13 protein-coding genes are annotated in these 15,919 nt (G+C 65.3%); 6 read left to right on the top strand and 7 right to left on the bottom strand.

Annotated features, from left to right (window positions below; translation table 11 throughout):
* Positions 1-18: 18 nt before the first annotated feature.
* Positions 19-669, top strand: a complete 651-nt coding sequence (locus C8C94_RS14065) for a DsbA family oxidoreductase (RefSeq protein ID WP_121421146.1) — start codon at positions 19-21, stop codon at positions 667-669.
* Between the two features lie 122 nt (positions 670-791).
* Here the strand turns inward: C8C94_RS14065 and C8C94_RS14060 are convergent, their stop codons facing one another.
* The 3 genes from C8C94_RS14060 to cphA (C8C94_RS14050) form a co-directional block, all read right to left on the bottom strand.
* Entirely contained in the window at positions 792-1,241 is a 450-nt protein-coding gene (locus tag C8C94_RS14060) for a CreA family protein (protein WP_121422863.1), read from the bottom strand.
* Positions 1,242-1,300: 59 nt separating this feature from the next.
* A complete protein-coding gene (gene cphA, locus C8C94_RS14055) occupies positions 1,301-3,880 on the bottom strand; it encodes a cyanophycin synthetase (RefSeq protein ID WP_121421145.1) in 2,580 nt (859 codons plus the stop codon).
* Between the two features lie 98 nt (positions 3,881-3,978).
* Positions 3,979-6,183: a cyanophycin synthetase gene (gene cphA, locus C8C94_RS14050; RefSeq protein ID WP_055395949.1), complete on the bottom strand. Its 2,205-nt coding sequence runs from the start codon at positions 6,181-6,183 to the stop codon at positions 3,979-3,981.
* 253 nt (positions 6,184-6,436) lie between these two features.
* On the opposite strand from cphA (C8C94_RS14050), the gene C8C94_RS14045 reads away from it, so the two are divergent.
* From C8C94_RS14045 to C8C94_RS14035, 3 genes are all read left to right on the top strand, one after another.
* Positions 6,437-8,743 (top strand): ABC transporter ATP-binding protein, encoded by a 2,307-nt coding sequence (locus tag C8C94_RS14045; RefSeq protein ID WP_121421144.1) that lies wholly within the window; start codon positions 6,437-6,439, stop codon positions 8,741-8,743.
* Between the two features lie 23 nt (positions 8,744-8,766).
* Positions 8,767-9,273: a DUF1854 domain-containing protein gene (locus tag C8C94_RS14040; protein ID WP_121422862.1), complete on the top strand. Its 507-nt coding sequence runs from the start codon at positions 8,767-8,769 to the stop codon at positions 9,271-9,273.
* Between the two features lie 319 nt (positions 9,274-9,592).
* On the top strand, positions 9,593-10,024 hold the full coding sequence (locus C8C94_RS14035) for a hypothetical protein (protein WP_121421143.1): 432 nt from the start codon (positions 9,593-9,595) through the stop codon (positions 10,022-10,024).
* Positions 10,025-10,112: 88 nt separating this feature from the next.
* On the opposite strand, the gene C8C94_RS14030 is transcribed toward C8C94_RS14035, so the two are convergent.
* The 3 genes from C8C94_RS14030 to gspF all read right to left on the bottom strand — a co-directional run bounded on the left by C8C94_RS14030 (position 10,113) and on the right by gspF (position 12,819).
* Positions 10,113-10,469: an EF-hand domain-containing protein gene (locus C8C94_RS14030; protein ID WP_121421142.1), complete on the bottom strand. Its 357-nt coding sequence runs from the start codon at positions 10,467-10,469 to the stop codon at positions 10,113-10,115.
* A 180-nt stretch (positions 10,470-10,649) separates the two neighbouring features.
* A complete protein-coding gene (locus C8C94_RS14025) occupies positions 10,650-11,582 on the bottom strand; it encodes a 5'-nucleotidase (RefSeq protein ID WP_121421141.1) in 933 nt (310 codons plus the stop codon).
* Between the two features lie 4 nt (positions 11,583-11,586).
* Entirely contained in the window at positions 11,587-12,819 is a 1,233-nt protein-coding gene (gspF, locus tag C8C94_RS14020; RefSeq protein WP_121421140.1) for a type II secretion system inner membrane protein GspF, read from the bottom strand.
* Positions 12,820-13,053: 234 nt separating this feature from the next.
* Here gspF and C8C94_RS14015 point away from each other — a divergent pair, with 234 nt between their 5' ends.
* Together C8C94_RS14015 and C8C94_RS14010 are read left to right on the top strand one after the other, a co-directional pair.
* Positions 13,054-13,803, top strand: a complete 750-nt coding sequence (locus tag C8C94_RS14015) for an SDR family NAD(P)-dependent oxidoreductase (RefSeq protein WP_055395971.1) — start codon at positions 13,054-13,056, stop codon at positions 13,801-13,803.
* 217 nt (positions 13,804-14,020) lie between these two features.
* Positions 14,021-14,797 (top strand): hypothetical protein, encoded by a 777-nt coding sequence (locus C8C94_RS14010; protein ID WP_147433262.1) that lies wholly within the window; start codon positions 14,021-14,023, stop codon positions 14,795-14,797.
* A gap of 18 nt (positions 14,798-14,815) precedes the next feature.
* Here C8C94_RS14010 and C8C94_RS14005 read toward each other — a convergent pair whose 3' ends face one another.
* Positions 14,816-15,835: an LLM class flavin-dependent oxidoreductase gene (locus tag C8C94_RS14005; RefSeq protein ID WP_121421138.1), complete on the bottom strand. Its 1,020-nt coding sequence runs from the start codon at positions 15,833-15,835 to the stop codon at positions 14,816-14,818.
* Positions 15,836-15,919 lie beyond the last annotated feature (84 nt).

The raw sequence follows: 15,919 nt of genomic DNA, 5'->3' as shown, positions 1-15,919 counted from the left end.
TGATTTTTTGAGCTTGCCATGACTACCAAAACCCTCAAGATCGATTTCGTCTCCGATGTCTCCTGCCCCTGGTGCATCATCGGCCTCAAGGCGCTGGAGCAGGCGGCCGATCGCCTGAAGGGCGAAGTGGCCCTTGACATGCACTTTCAGCCTTTCGAACTGAACCCGCAGATGGGCCCCGAGGGCCAGGACATTAACGAGCATCTGCAGGAAAAGTATGGCTCCACGCCCGAGCAGCTCGAACGCAACCGCGAGGCCATTGCCGCGCGTGGCGCGGACTTGGGGTTCACGTTTGGCAAAGGCAAACGCAGCCGCGTCTACAACACTTTTGACGCGCACCGCCTGCTGCACTGGGCCGAAGAGAAGGGCTTGCAGCCGCAGCTCAAGCATGCGCTGTTCAAAGCCTATTTCACCGATGGGCAAGACCCGAGCAACCACGAAGTGCTGGTGCGCGTGGCGGGTGAGGTCGGGCTGAATGTGGACGAGGCGCGTGAACTATTGGCGTCTGACCGTTTTGCCGAAGAGGTGCGCGAGCGTGAGCAGTTGTATTTGCAAAATGGCATCCACTCGGTGCCCGCCATCATCATCAACGAGCGCCACCTGATTCAAGGTGGTCAGCCGGTGGAGGTGTTTGAGCAGGCGCTGCGGCAGATTGCCAGCCAGGCTTGATGAATACTATTGTTTTGATAGCTGCTGGCGCTTGATGGATAAGCGCTAGGAGCTGGTTTTATATAAAAAAAGAAAGGGGCCATGGCCTCTTTCTGCTTTCTGTTGTGTACGGCCTTGCCCGCTTATTTGCGCAGCGGGATGGCCATGGCCCGGTCCACCGGCACGGCGGTCACGCTGTTCTGCGGCGAGCCGTCGATGAGTTTTTCGGAGTAGGTGAGGTAGACCAGCGTGTTGCGGGCCGGGTCGACCATGCGCACGATGCGCAGGCGCTTGAACAGGATGGACATGCGTTCGCTGAACACCTCTTCCTGCTTCTTGAGCGGCTCGGGGAAGCTGATGGGCCCCACCTGGCGGCAGGCGATGGAGGCTTCGGCGCGGTCTTCGGCCAGGCCCAGTGTGCCCTTGATGCCGCCCGTGCGTGCGCGCGAGACGTAGCAGGTCACGCCCAAAACGCCGGGGTCGTCATAGGCTTCCACGAGGATGTCGTGGTCGCGGCCGATCCACTGGAAGGCGGTGTCCACCGTGCCGATTTTTTCGCCGGGCGCTGCCTGCGCACTGCCAGCCACGCCCATCCAGGCGGTGGCTGCGGCCAGGGCCAGCAGCGCCGAGGTGGCCGCTTGCTTGAGGGCCATCACGCAGCGGCCCCGGCTTCGGTGCAGCGCTGGGCCAGGTGGGCGAGGGCTTCTTCCACCTGGTCCACCAGCACCAGGCACAGGTCGCCGGGCTGCAGGCGCGCCAGGGCGGCGTCAATGGCAATGAACTCGCCCCGGATTTCTTCGACGTGTGTGGTGCGTGATGCGCCTGCGAGGCCTTCGCGCAGCAGGGCCATCACCTCGCCATCGGCGCGGCCGCGCTGGGCAGCGTCCTGGTACAGGATCACGTCGTCAAATGCGGCGCCCAGGATCACGGTCTGGTCGCGGATGTCTTCGTCGCGGCGGTCGCCCGCGCCGCTGATCACCACGCTGCGGCGCTTGGCGGGCAGGGCGTCCACGGCACCCACCAGGGCGCGCATGGCGTCGGGATTGTGGCCGTAGTCGGCAATCACGGTGGCGCCCCGGTAGTCCATGATGTTGAAGCGGCCGGGCGCGTTGTCGCTGTCGTTCACAAAGCCTGACAGGCCCCGGCGGATGGTCTGCCAGGGCATGCCCACGCCCCAGGCGGCGGCCACGGCCGCCATGACGTTCTCGACCTGAAAACCGATCTTGCCGTTGCGTGTGATGGGTACGTCGCGCAGGTGGATGGTCTCGCGCCACGAGCCTTCCGAAGCCACGATGGAGTCGCCATCCACATACACGGTGCGGTGGCCCTGCGCGCGGTGCGTGGCCATCACGGGATGGTGGCGGTCGCTGGCAAAGAAGATAATCTTGCCGGGGCAGGCGGGCGCCATGGCAGCCACGATGGGGTCGGCCGCGTTGAGCACGCCGTAGCCCGTGGTAGCCACGTTCTGCACGATCACGCGCTTGAGCACGGCCAGGTCTTCCACCGTGGTGATGTAGTTCAGGCCCAGGTGGTCGCCCGCGCCGATGTTGGTGACCACGGCCACCTGGCAGCGGTCAAAGCCCAGGCCTTCGCGCAGGATGCCGCCACGCGCGGTCTCGAACACGGCGGCGTCCACCTCGGGGTGCAGCAGCACGTTGCGGGCGCTCTTGGGTCCGCTGCAGTCGCCGCTGTCGATCTGGCGGCCGTTCACGTACACGCCGTCGGTGTTGGTCATGCCCACGCGCAGGCCCTGGGCGGTGAACAGGTGCGCAATCAGGCGGGCGGTGGTGGTCTTGCCGTTGGTGCCGGTCACGGCCACGGTGGGGATGCGGCCGTCGTCGCCATGGGCAAACAGCTTGTCTACCATGGCTGCGCCGACATTGCGGGGCTTGCCGTAGCTGGGGGCCAGGTGCATGCGCAGGCCGGGGGCGGCGTTCACTTCCACAAAGCCGCCGCCTTGTTCTTCAAGGGGGCGCAGCACGGTCTCGGCCACCATGTCCACGCCGCAGATGTGCAGGCCCACCATCTGGGCGGCGGCCACAGCGCGTGCGGCAACCTCGGGGTGCACATCATCGGTCACGTCGGTGGCGGTGCCACCCGTGGACAGGTTGGCGTTGTTGCGCAGGACGACGCGCTGGCCCTTGGCGGGCACCGAGTCGGGCGTCAGGTCTTGCATGGCCAGGCGGGCCACGGCAATGTCGTCGAGCCGGATCTTGGTGAGCGAGGTGGCATGGCCCTCGCCCCGGCGTGGGTCGAGGTTGACCTGGTGGACCAGCTCACGCACCGTGTGCTGGCCGTCGCCCAGCACCTGGGGCGGCTCGCGGCGTGCAGCGGCCACCAGTTGGTCGCCGACCACCAGCAGGCGGAAGTCATGGCCCGGCAAAAAGCGCTCGACCATCACGGTGCCGTATTCGGCGGCGTTCTTGTAGGCTTCTTCGAGCTGGGCGCGGTCAGTGATGTTGACCGTCACACCCTTGCCCTGGTTGCCATCCTGTGGCTTGACCACCACGGGCAGGCCGACCTTGAGGGCCACTTCCCAGGCTTCGTCCACGCTCTCGACCGGCTTGCCCAGCGGCACGGGCACGCCAGCGGCATGCAGCAGGCGTTTGGTCAGGTCCTTGTCCTGGCCGATGGATTCGGCCACGGCGCTGGTCGAATCGACCTCGGCCGCCTGAATACGGCGCTGCTTGGAGCCCCAGCCAAACTGCACCAGGCTGCCACGCGTGAGGCGGCGGTAGGGGATGCCGCGCGCCACGGCGGCGTCCACGATGGAGCCGGTGCTGGGGCCCAGGCGCTCGTCTTCGTCGAGTTCGCGCAGCTCGGCAATCACGGTGTCGGCATCAAAATTGCCTTCGCCTTGCGCCGCCTTGATGAGTTGCTGCGCGTACTCAAAGGCTTTGCGGCCCACGGCCTCTTCGCTGTATTCCACGACCACCTGGTACACACCCGCATCGGTGGTGGCGGTGGTGCGCGCAAAGGTGACAGGGCAACCTGCCTGCGCCTGCAATGCCAGGGCGGCAGTCTGCAGCACATGGGCCAGCGAGACATCGCCGCCCCCGGTTTCGGGGTGCAACGCGCCGATGGCGGGAAACAGGGCCCGCAGGCGGGCTTCGAACCCGGCCATCTGGCCCACGGCGCGCTCGTTTTCGGCGCAGGTCACCACGGCCTCGATGGCCATGTGGCGGCTCCAGAGGTTGGGGCCACGCAGGGCCCGGGTGCGGGATACATCCATGGAAGTCTCTTTCAGTGGTCCATCAGGGCGCTGAGGCCCTGTTCAGGTCGTGGGATGCGAGGTCAAACAACAAACTAAAGCTAATGCGCGAGGTGCCATCACGAGCGCAGTGCGGTGGTGGGGACCAGTTCGGGCTCAAAGGTCTTGATGCCAGCGCCGATGAGGTCAGGGGCAATGTTCAGCGCCCAGGCCGTGCCGATGGCAGCCAGCAGGGCGTCGGTGTCGGGCGCCACGGCATTGCGGCCAAAGGTCAGGTCTGCCAGCGAACCGAGCACATGTTCTGCACTGCCCGTGGCCAGCACCACGCGGCCGTTCTTCACCACCACGGCGCGGCCGTTGTCCTTGGCGCGGTGTTCCACGATGACGGGCAGGGTGGCGTCCTGGGCATACAGCACCACGGCACCGTCCGACAGCGGCGCCAGGTCGGCCACTTGCGGGATGGCAGCGTTGAGCACCGCTGCGCCTTCCGACAGCACCACGTCCACCTGAGTGCGCATCACCTTGGTCATCTGGTCCTGTTCGTGCACGTCGAATTCGGCCAGCGTTTCCACGCCGTCCATGTCGGTGACCACACCCACCTGGCAGCGGTCGTAGGCCAGGCCGTCGCGCAGGATGGTGCGCGCGTCGCTTTCGATCACGGCGGCCTGCACGGTCTTGTTCATCAGCAGGCGGTGGGCGGCCTCCCAGTGCGCGCAATCGGTCGATTCGACGCAGCGGCGGTCCAGGAACAGCCCTTCGCGACAGGCCAGGCCCGTGTGGTGACCGCTAAGGTGCAGCAGCCAGGCCACGACCCGCGCGATGGTTGACGTGCCACGCGTGCCCGCCACGCCCACCAGCGGAATGCGGCCTGCCTGGCCCGCATCGTCTTCCGACGGGAACAGATGCTCTGCAATGGCCTGGCCCACAGGGCGCGGTGCACCCACGGCGGGCTTCAGGTGCATCAGCAGGCCAGGGCCTGCGTTCACTTCGACAATGGCACCGCCCTGGGCGTGCAGGGGTTTAGAGATGTCCTTGGCCACCAAGTCGATGCCGGCGATGTCCAGCCCCACCACCTTAGCCGCCAACTGGGCGATGTAGGCCACCTCGGGGTGCACGTCGTCCGTGCAGTCCACGGCCACGTTGCCGTTGCGCTGCACCACCACCTGGCGGCCAGCGGCGGGCACCGAGTCGGCGCCCAGGTCCTGGCGCTTGAGTTCGAGTTGCACCTTGGTGTCAGTGGCCAGGTCGATGATTTCGAGCGGGTACTCTTCTTCGTAGCCACGGCGCGGGTCGGAGTTGAGCTGGGTGTCGATCAGCTCCTTGACGGTGGAGCGGCCGTTGCCGGTGATGGTGACCACTTCACCACGTGCCGCTGCGACCACTTTGCCGCCCACCACCAGCAGGCGGTGCTCGTCGCCGGGGATGAAGCTCTCGACCATGACGTCGCTGCCCTCGGGGTAGGCCACGTGGTAGGCGGCCTCGATGTCTGCCTGCTTGTGCAGATCCAGCGTCACACCCCGGCCGTGGTTGCCGTCAGAGGGCTTGACCACCACAGGCAGGCCGATGTCCTGGGCGGCTTCCCAGGCTTCCTCGGGGCTGTTGACCACCTGGCCCTCGGGGATGGGCACGCCGCAGGACTTGAGCAGGCTCTTGGTCAGGTCCTTGTCGCTGGCGATGCCTTCGGCGATGGCGCTGGTGAACTCGGTCTCAGCCGTCCAGATGCGGCGCTGGCTGGCGCCATAGCCCAGTTGCACCAGATTGCCGTCGTTCAGGCGGATGTGCGGGATGCCCCGGTCGGTGGCGGCGGTGACGATGCAGGCGGTGCTGGGGCCAAGGTACTGGTCGTCCACCTCGGTGCGCACACGGGCCACGGCGGCAGCCACGTCAAACGGCTCATCGTTGATGGCGGCCATGATGAGCGCGTGGCCCTGGGCCAGCGCCACGCGCGCCACGCTTTCGTCGCGCGCCCGGAACACCATGCGGTATACGCCACGCTGGCTGGTGCTGCGGGTCTGGCCAAAACCGGTGGGCATGCCCGACAGGTTGAGCAACTCGATCACGATGTGCTCCAGCACATGGCCGCACCAGGTGCCTTCCTGCAGGCGCTGCAGGAACCCACCGCGTTCGCCCACGCCGCAGTGGTGTTCGATCAGTGCGGGCAGCCAGGCGGTAAGTCGGTCGTTGAAACCGGGCAGCAGGTTGGAGGGGTAGTCCTCCAGCTCGCCCAGGTCCAGCCAGACTTCCAGTACAGGCCGGTAGGTCCAGATATTGGGGCCGCGCAGGTAGTTGATGCGAAGCAGTTGGATGTCGTTGAGTTTCGCCATGGATTGCAGCGGGTGAGTTGGTCCGGCCGGGTAAGGGCTATGGGCTATGCGGGAGAGGAAGAAACTGTGAAAGGAAACTTTTGTGGACGAGGATTGTGCTCCAGTCCTGGGGCTGTGCGCAGTGTCAGCCAAATGAGCGTCAGAGGCGTTAAATGAGGATGCCGTCGCACCGTGGCATGCAGTATCGGGGAGAATTCGCGCTTTCGCGAGATCGGTCACCGCAGGCAGCCGGGGGCGGAAAACCCAACCAAAAATGCAACATCACCATTCTGTGGACGCCTCGGGTGTCTTTTCTGGCCCTTTGGGGGCCGATTTGCGGGCCATGCTCGCTTCCAAGGAAAACGTACTGGCAGCGCTTCAGGTTGACCTGAGCACGGCGCTGCGCTTTGCGGCAGGCTGGGTGGTGGTGACGTCTGAACGGCTGCTGGCCTGTGATGCGGGCACCACGGCCTGGCGCAGCTGGCCCCTGGGCGATGGCCTGGCGCTCAAGCTGCAGGACCATGGCGGTGTGGGCTCGCTGGAGCTGCACAGCCCTCGCGAGCGCTTGGCGCTGTGGCGCTTTACCCTTGCGCACCACGCCCAGGCCCTGCGTCTGCTGCAGCGTTTTGAGCAGCAAAGCGCCCGGGGTGACAACGGCGCCGAGGACGAGGCCGACGAACCCGCCTGTCCCACCTGCCACACGCCCCTGCCGCCCGACACCGATGAATGTCCGGCCTGCGCCCGCGCCCAGCCGCCCCAAACTTCCACCTGGGTGCTGCTGCGCCTGTGGCGCTTTGCCCGGCCTTACCGCAAGCAACTGGCCGCCGGTTTTGCGCTGACGCTGGCGTCCACCGCCGCCACACTGGTGCCGCCGTATCTGACCATCCCGCTGATGGATGACATCCTGATCCCGTTCCAGAACGGCAAGCAGATCGAACCCGGCCTGGTGCTGCTGTACCTGAGCGGCCTGCTGCTGTCGGCGCTGGCGGCCTGGGGCCTCTCCTGGGCGCGCACTTACATATTGGCGCTGGTGTCCGAGCGCATCGGCGCCGACCTGCGCACCACCACCTACGAGCACCTGCTGCGCCTGTCGCTGGACTACTTTGGCGGCAAGCGCACGGGTGACCTCATGGCGCGGATTGGCTCGGAGACGGACCGCATCAACGTCTTCCTGTCCCTCCACGCCCTGGATTTTGTGACCGACGTGCTCATGATCATGATGACGGCGGCCATTCTGTTCTCAATCAACCCATGGCTGGCGCTGGTCACGCTGGTGCCGCTGCCCTTCATTGGCTGGATGATCCACACCGTGCGCGACCGCCTGCGCACCGGGTTTGAAAAGATCGACCGCGTGTGGTCCGAAGTGACCAACGTGCTGGCCGACACCATCCCGGGCATCCGGGTCGTGAAAGCCTTTGCGCAAGAAAAGCGCGAAGCCCAGCGTTTTCGAGACGCCAACCAACACAACCTGGAAGTCAACGACAAGCTCAACAAGACCTGGAGCCTGTTCACGCCCACCGTGTCGCTGCTCACTGAAATTGGCTTGCTGGTGGTGTGGGGCTTCGGCATCTGGCTGGTGTCGCGCAACCAGATCACGGTGGGTGTGCTCACGGCCTTCATCGCCTACATCGGCCGTTTCTACGGGCGGCTGGATTCAATGAGCCGCATTGTCTCGGTCACGCAAAAGGCCGCCGCTGGCGCCAAGCGCATCTTCGACATCCTGGACCATGTGAGCAACGTGCCCGACCCGGCCCAACCCGTGAAGGTGGACAAGGTTCAGGGCGCGATCACCATGCAGGGCGTGGGCTTTCGCTACGGCAGCCGCGCAGTCATCAAGGGGCTGGATCTGGATATCCGCCCCGGCGAGATGATCGGCCTGGTGGGCCACAGCGGCTCAGGCAAGAGCACGCTGGTCAACCTGATCAGCCGTTTTTATGACGTGAGCGATGGCTCCATCCAGGTCGACGGCATCGACATCCGCCGTTTCGCTGTGGCCGACTACCGCCGCCACATCGGTCTTGTGCTGCAGGAGCCCTTCCTGTTCTTCGGCACCATTGCCGAGAACATCGCCTACGGCAAGCCCGAGGCCACGCGCGAGGAGATCGTGGCGGCGGCCCGCGCTGCGCACGCCCATGAATTCATCCTGCGCTTGCCCCATGGCTACGACTCACTCGTGGGTGAGCGTGGCCAGGGCCTCTCGGGCGGCGAGCGCCAGCGCATTTCCATTGCCCGCGCATTGCTGATCGACCCGCGCATCCTGATCCTGGACGAGGCCACCTCGGCCGTGGACACCGAGACCGAGAAGGAAATCCAGAAGGCGCTCGACAACCTGGTGCAGGGCCGTACCACGATTGCCATCGCCCACCGCCTGTCCACCCTGCGCAAAGCCGACCGCTTGGTAGTGATGGACCGGGGCGAAGTGGTGGAGGTCGGGCCGCACGACGAACTCATGGAGAAGCAGGGCGCCTACTGGCGGCTCTACGAAGCCCAGGCGCGCCGTGCCGAAGAAGACGCCCAGGCGGCCGGCGTCATCATCGACAGCAGCCTGCTGCACCCCGCCCACCCTGCGGGCAACCCGTGATGACTGCACTGCAGGAAAACGCCATGAACACCCCTTCCTTCCCGCAATCGCCGTCCACCGCCTCCGCCACGTTCACCTTGGCGCGCAATCCACACAGTCGGCTGGTTCTGACCCTGGCCGACGGCACGGCCCACGAGGGCGTCACGCCTGTGCGGGCCTTCCCCATCGCGGCACCCGCCGAAGGGCTCTCGCTGATCGGATCTGACGGCCACGAACTGCTGTGGATCGACCGGCTGGACCAGCTGCCAGCCCCCGCCCGCCAGCTCATCGAAGAAGAGTTGGAAGTGCGAGAGTTTGTGCCCACTATCGAAAAAATCATTGCAGTATCGAGCTTCTCCACCCCCAGCACCTGGCAGGTGGAGACGGACCGGGGCCCTGCCAGCCTCGTCCTCAAGGCCGAGGAAGACATCCGCCGCTTGGGCGGACGCACCCGCCTGCTGATTGCCGGGGGCGACGGCGTGCAGTTCCGCGTCAAAGACACCACGGCGCTGGACCGGCATTCGCGCCGGTTGCTGGAACGCTTTCTCTGATCTGACCCTGTACGGGGTCCTCCCGGTGTCTCCACCGGCAAGGCACAACGGCAGTGCCAAGCCCTGCCGTGCCCGCTCCCCCCACAAGCCAGTAGCTCCAGACCCGGTGCGGGAATGAGTGCAATCGGTCGGCTGTGAGCCGATCCGGCCCCCGCATGCACCCAAAAGGGTGACAAAGATTAGGGAAAACCCTAAATTTGAGCCAATCGGTGAAAAAGACCTAAATTTCCCCTTCTTTTTGCCGTAATAGATTACGAAGACGGCGAAAAAGCCTCTGCACTTCGAGCATATCTATTCATCAACCATTGGGGCCACTGCCATGCAAATGCCACCTGTCGACCGATCGCCGAGTTGGCGTCCTCAGGGCGCTGATTTGTATTCCACTGGCGCCTCTGGCGCGCCGCCGGTGCGGCCCATCAATGCATCCAACCCTGTTGAATCCATGGACCGGCTGGGCGAGGGCGCCATCGTGCGCGAGCCCGACAAGCCCTCAGCGCCCGATGTATCAAACCGGGACTGGACCGAGGTCAAGAAAAAAGACACCGTGGAAGAACCGCCCGAGCCCCCCAAGGAGCCGATCTACAAACAACTGTTGGAGCTGATCCAGTCGATGTGGCGGGCCAGTGGCAGTGCGGTGGAGGTGGCGCAGGACATCAACAAGATGACCCTGCAGGAGCGCATGGCCCAGCAGGTCAAGAACGAGCCGCTGACCTACTCCGACCCCAAGATCAAGCGCACTGGCGGCTTGTGAGGGTTTTGCTCCTAAAATTATAGCTGTTTGCGCATAACTGATAAGCGCTGGAGCCTTATTTCATTCAATTTCCCCCCCCATTCTGGCCTCAAGGCCGGGGTGATGAAGCGGGAGCCGCCTGGGCAGCCCGCTGTTGATCCCGCTCCGCGCGGTACTTGGCGGCAAAGGCCCGCACTTCCTCGTACGACACATAGCCATCCTTGTCTGTATCCGCATCGTCGAATGCGGCGGCCAGCCGGGGAAAGAGCTTGACCTCGGTGCGGCTGAGCTTGCCGTCCCCATTGAAGTCCAGCATCTTGAACTCGCGCATGGCCTTGATCTCGCCTTTGGTCAGGGCTGCCTGGGATTCAGTGGGGGCGCTGGCGGCGGGGGCTGGTGGCGCTGGCGCAGTTGCAGGGGGCATGGCCAGTGCAGTGGTGCCCAAGGCTGCCCCCAGGGTGCTCATCACGCAGGCGGCCAGGGAAAATCTGATGCGCAAAACAGGCTCCTTCTGTGGACTGGCAACGATGTTGGCACAGCTGGGCGTGCGTGGGCGGAATGCAACCCAAGGCTTGCAGTTTTCACCGGGAGTTGCAGGGGATTGCAAAACTTTTCGAAGGAACGCGGGTCCGTGCCCGGCCCCGGGTTAATCGCCGGCAGGGCGCAGGGGGTTGGAGATACCGCTGTTCACATGGCCGGCTGGCACATGACGGGCGGCTGAGGTCACATGGCCTGTCTGGTCGTCGAAGAAAAAGTCGGGTTCGAATTCGCGCAGGAATTCGCCCTTGGGAAGGCCACCCAGGAACATGGCTTCGTCCACATCGATGTTCCAGTCCATCAGCGTGCGGATCGCGCGTTCGTGCGCCGGGGCGCTGCGCGCCGTGACCAGTGCGGTGCGGATGCGCATGCCGGTGGTGCCGCCGGCCTCTCCGGCGGATTGCAGTCGGTGCAGCGCCGCCAACAGGGGCTTGAACGGGCCATCGGGCAGGGGCAGGGCGGCCTTGTCGGTTTCGTGCTGCTGGAAGGCGGCCAGGCCTTCGGCCTGGTACACACGCTCGGCCTCATCGGAGAACAGCACGGCGTCGCCGTCAAAGGCAATGCGCACTTCCTGCGGGTTGGCGTCGCCTGCCTGTACCGATTCGGTGATCACCCGCGCGGCCGGGTAGCCCAGGTGCAGCGCCTCGCGCACATCGGCCTCGTTGGCAGACAGGAACAGGTGTGCGCCCAGCGGTCGCAGGTAGCGAAAAGGGTCACGCCCCTGGGTGAACACGCCGCGCTGGATGGTGGGCAGGCCATGGGCGTTGCAGGAGCGGAAGACGCGCATCCCACTGACCGGGTCATTGCGCGAGAGCAGCACCACCTCCACCCGCTGGTGCTCCGAGGTGTTGAAGGCGAGCAGCTTGCGCACCAGAGAGAACGCCACGCCGGGTGCGGCGGGCACGTCCAGGCGCTGGCGCTGCAGGTCCACATAGGCGCGGTCATCCCTCTCGTGCTCGAAGACGCGGTTTTCCTCCTCAAAGTTGAACAGCGCCCGCGATGAGATCGCCACCACCAGCTTGTCGTCCAGGGTCACGGCCATAGAGTCACTTCACGAACTGGTTGAGCTGGATGATGGGCAGCAGCACGGCCAGCACGATCAGCATCACGATCAGGCCCATGCCCACGATGAGCAAAGGCTCCAGGATGGTTGCCAGCGCCATGGCGCGGCGCTGGACCTCGGTGGAAAGCTGCCTGGCGGCGCGCTGCAGCATCACCGGCAGTTGCCCCGTCTGCTCGCCCAGGCGCGCAAACATCGACAGCAGGCCGGGGAAGCGCTTTTTCTGCGCCAGCGCCGAGGCCAGGGGCGCACCTTCGCGCACCAGCACCAGCGCTTCGAGTGCATCGGCGCGCAGGGCGCGGTTGTTCAGCGTTTCGGCGGCGGCCTGCAGCGCCTTGAGGATGGGTACGCCCGCACCCGCCAGCATGGCCAAGGTGCCCGCAAAACGCGCTGCGTTGTAGCCGCGCGCCAGCTTGCCCACCAGCGGCAGGTTGAGCCAGGCGGCATCGAATTTTTCGCGAATATGCCCGATGGTCAGCGCCCAGCGTGTGCCAAAAGCGATCAAAACAGAAGCAATCAGCATCATCCAGCCATAGCTGCGCACAAAAGCGCTGATGCCCAGCATGGCCACGGTCAGAAACGGCAGCGCCCGCTTGGTGCCCGCAAACACGCTGGCCACCTGGGGCACCACGTAGCCCACGAGGAAGAGCACGATCACGATAGCGACGACGGTCACGATGGCGGGGTACAGCGCAGCGCCCACCAGCTTGGCCTTGAGCGCCTGGCGTTCTTCCAGGTCGTCGGCCAGGCGCTCCAGCACCAGGCCCAGGTTGCCGCTGTGCTCGCCCGCGCCGATCACCGCGCAGTAGATATCGGAAAACTCGCGCGGGTGCTGCGACAGGGCGCGCGCAAACGTGGCCCCGGCATTGACCTCAGCGCGCAGTGCGGCCACCAGGTGGCGCTGGCGTTCGTCGTCGGCTTCTTCAGACAGTGCCGTGAGGGCGCGCTCCAGCGGCAGGCCGGAAGACACGAGCCCGGCAATCTGCCGCGTCCAGATCGACAGGCCCGTGGCGCTGAACACGGGCCGCGTGAACAGGCGCTGGCTGAGGCTGGCCGAGCTGCCATCCAGCGACTGGCCGGTCTGCACCAGCTCTACCGCCAGGGGCACCAGGGCCTGGGCTCGCAGCAGGCTGCGCGCGGCCTTGGCGGTGTCGGCCTCCATGAGGCCCTTGCGGGTCTGGCCCTGGGCGTCCAGGGCTTCAAAGGAAAAAGCAGGCATGCGGGTGCGGGCGGTATGGCGGTGGCGTGGAAATCAGGCGGTCACACAACAGGCTGATGCGGGCGAAAACCTTGCAGCCCCTGATGGTAGCCGGTACCCAAGGCCCATGGCTGTGGGCCAGTACCCTTGCCAGCGGGATGACCCAGGTCAAGGCGCTGACGCATTGGGCGCGCAGAATGAAAAGCGATCTGTGGCATCGGGTTGCAGGTGTTCTGAATGAACAAGGAGTCTTTCATGCTGAAGAACAAGGTTGCGTTGGTCACCGGGGCATCGTCGGGCATTGGGCGTGCCATTGCGCTGGTGTGGGCGCGCGAAGGCGCCAAGGTGGTGGTGTCGGATGTGAATGTGCAGGCAGGTGAGGAAACGGCGGCGCTGGTACGCGCAGCCGGGGGCGATGCCATTTTTGTGGCTGCCGATGTGGGCAAGCCTGAGGACTGCGAAGCGCTGGTGAACCGCACCGTGGCCCACTACGGCCGGCTGGACATCGCCTGCAACAACGCGGGCATCGGCGGCCCGCAGGCGGCCACGGCCGATTACCCCCTGGATGGCTGGGCCCAGGTCATCAACATCAACCTCTCCGGCGTGTTTTACGGCATGAAATACCAGATCGCAGCCATGCTCAAGAATGGCGGCGGCTCCATCATCAACATGGCATCCATCCTGGGGTCGGTGGGTTTTGCCACCGCCCCGGCCTACACCGCGGCCAAACATGGTGTGGTGGGGCTGACCAAGGCGGCTGCGATTGAATACAGCGCCCATGGCGTGCGCATCAATGCCGTCGGGCCTGCCTTTATCCATACGCCCATGATCAGCGGGCTGGAGCAGGATGCTGGCATCAACGCGATGCTGGTGGGCGCCCACCCCATCGGCCGCCTGGGGCAACCTGAAGAGGTGGCCGAGCTGGTGACCTGGCTGGCGTCCAGCAAGGCGTCGTTTGTGACCGGGGCATATTACCCGGTGGATGGCGGCTACCTGGCGCGATAAAACACCGGCGCGGTGTTGGAGCCATCGAAACTGGATGGCTGGAAAGGGTGGCTGCCTCTGGTGAAGTTCTCCTCGAACCAGATGTGGCGTGGGCGAGACGGCCCCCACCGCATGCGATTTTGCCCTGTGCCGCTTGCGGTGCCTGCGCTTAAGATGCGGCAGTTGGGGCCGCGCCATGGCGCAGCCCCCCCAGAATTGACTCACAAAGGAGAAGAAAGTGAATAAGACGACTGCCCTGGGAGGACTGGTTGCCGCTTTGGTGTTATCTGCTTGCGGCGGAGGTGGGGATGACGTGGCGCCGCCCGCGCCGAAGCCTCCTGCGACCGTGGTCACCGGCGTGGAAGGCCTGTGGACCGGGGCGACCACCGACCCTCTGAATGTGCAGGGTGTGGTGCTGGAGAACGGTGAATCCTGGAGCATCCTGACCAATGCAGTGGGCGCCGTGGTGGGCATATCGCAAGGCGCCGTTCAGACGTCGGGCCCAGATGTTGTCTCTGGCACCGGGCGCTATCTCAATGTGGTGGATGAGGCAAACCTTGCCAGCCGGACGACGGTGGCGGTCAGCTATAGCGGCAAGTACGCGGTGCGGGATTCGGTGCAGGTCACGGATTCCAAGGGCGTGAAGTTCACCGGTACCTATGGCGTGCTCTACGAGCAGCCTGCTGTCGTGAGCGAGTTGCTGGGTACGTATTCCGGCACCGGCATTGGCAACCAGGTGCGGGAGCCCCTGGTGTCGGTTTCCATTTCCACCGGTGGATTGGTGTCGATTCCCTCCTACCCGGGTTGCTCCGTTCGCGGCACCGTGGTGCCCCGCGCCAGCGGCCGGAACGTGTTTGATCTGCCGCTCACCTTCAGCGGAGCCACCTGCCCCGTGGGCGATGGCGTGGTTGTTCAACACGTTGTTCTGTACAACGACACAACCCAAGCGATCGTGATCATGGGGCAGAGTGCGAGCAAGGCAGAAACTTTCGTCTACACCGGACAGAAGACCTAAGCTCTTTTATCAAGGCACTCAGCGGCTTTCCCACGCTTCGGCGTGGGCCTGTGCCGCAATATCCAGCGAGCGCAGGCGCAGTGCTGGGTCGTAGACATCGCTCACCAGCATCAGCTCATTGGCCCCGGTGGCTTCGGTGAGCTGTGCAAGGCCCGCGCGCACCGTGTCCGGCCCGCCGATCACGGCAGCGGCCAGAAAGTCGCCAATCGCGGCGCGCTCCTGGGGCTGCAGCTGCGCGGCGTAGTTCTCAACGGGCGGCAGCAGGCGGCGCCGGTCGCCGGTCAGAATTCCCAGCACCCTCTGGTAGGTGCTGCTGGCCAGAAACTCCGCTTCTTCATCCGTGGGCGCTGCAATCAGCGGCACCCCGATCACCACATAGGGCTGGGGCCAGGCGGCGGACGGCCGGTACAGGTTGCGGTACAGGTCAATGGCCTGGTGCAGCAGGCGCGGGGCAAAGTGCGAGGCAAAGGCATACGGCAGCCCGCGCTCCGCTGCCAGTTGCGCCGAAAACAGGCTGGAGCCCAGCAGCCAGATCGGCACGTTGGTGCCCGCACCGGGCATGGCGATCAGGCGCTGGCCTGGTTCGGCCGGGGCCAGCAGGCGCTGCAACTCTGCGACGTCCTGCGGAAAATCATCGGCTGTCTCCACCCGGCTGCGGCGCAGTGCGCGCATGGTGGTGGGGTCCGTGCCCGGCGCGCGGCCCAGTCCCAGGTCGATGCGGCCCGGGTACAGCTCGGCCAGGGTGCCAAAGGCCTCGGCCACCACCAGAGGCGCGTGGTTGGGCAGCATCACGCCGCCAGAACCCACACGGATGCGCGAGGTACCACCGGCAATGTGGCCCACCAGCACGGCGGTGGCTGAGCTGGCAATGCCCGCCATGTTGTGGTGCTCTGCCAGCCAGTAACGGGCAAAACCCAGCTTTTCAGCATGTTGCGCGGTGCGCAGGGCAATCTGCAGCGCATCGGCTACGGTCCCGCCCTCCCGGACGGCGACGAGGTCGAGCATGGACAGGGCGGGGCGTTGAGCAGTGGAAGTCATCCGTGCATTGTCTGGCCCTAGCCACATTGCTGCTGGCTACCGGGGCAGAGCTGGCAGGGCCAGAAGGGTTGACGCGCACGGTTT

Source organism: Acidovorax sp. 94 (assembly GCF_003634645.1).
Classification (GTDB): domain Bacteria; phylum Pseudomonadota; class Gammaproteobacteria; order Burkholderiales; family Burkholderiaceae_C; genus Acidovorax; species Acidovorax facilis.
The sequence above is the reverse complement of the archived record's forward strand: the minus strand, read 5'-3'. Positions and strand labels throughout refer to the sequence as shown.

Bases quoted from the DNA above. Each gene is read 5' to 3' on its own strand.
- C8C94_RS14060 (WP_121422863.1), bottom strand. From the start codon at position 1,241: ATGGGCGTGGCTGGCAGTGCGCAGGCAGCGCCCGGCGAAAAAATCGGC.
- cphA (WP_055395949.1), bottom strand. From the start codon at position 6,183: ATGGCGAAACTCAACGACATCCAACTGCTTCGCATCAACTACCTGCGC.
- C8C94_RS14025 (WP_121421141.1), bottom strand. From the start codon at position 11,582: ATGGCCGTGACCCTGGACGACAAGCTGGTGGTGGCGATCTCATCGCGG.
- C8C94_RS14005 (WP_121421138.1), bottom strand. From the start codon at position 15,835: ATGACTTCCACTGCTCAACGCCCCGCCCTGTCCATGCTCGACCTCGTC.
- C8C94_RS14065 (WP_121421146.1), top strand. From the start codon at position 19: ATGACTACCAAAACCCTCAAGATCGATTTCGTCTCCGATGTCTCCTGC.
- C8C94_RS14030 (WP_121421142.1), bottom strand. From the start codon at position 10,469: ATGAGCACCCTGGGGGCAGCCTTGGGCACCACTGCACTGGCCATGCCC.
- C8C94_RS14015 (WP_055395971.1), top strand. From the start codon at position 13,054: ATGCTGAAGAACAAGGTTGCGTTGGTCACCGGGGCATCGTCGGGCATT.
- C8C94_RS14040 (WP_121422862.1), top strand. From the start codon at position 8,767: ATGAACACCCCTTCCTTCCCGCAATCGCCGTCCACCGCCTCCGCCACG.
- C8C94_RS14045 (WP_121421144.1), top strand. From the start codon at position 6,437: ATGCAACATCACCATTCTGTGGACGCCTCGGGTGTCTTTTCTGGCCCT.
- C8C94_RS14035 (WP_121421143.1), top strand. From the start codon at position 9,593: ATGCAAATGCCACCTGTCGACCGATCGCCGAGTTGGCGTCCTCAGGGC.
- gspF (WP_121421140.1), bottom strand. From the start codon at position 12,819: ATGCCTGCTTTTTCCTTTGAAGCCCTGGACGCCCAGGGCCAGACCCGC.
- cphA (WP_121421145.1), bottom strand. From the start codon at position 3,880: ATGGATGTATCCCGCACCCGGGCCCTGCGTGGCCCCAACCTCTGGAGC.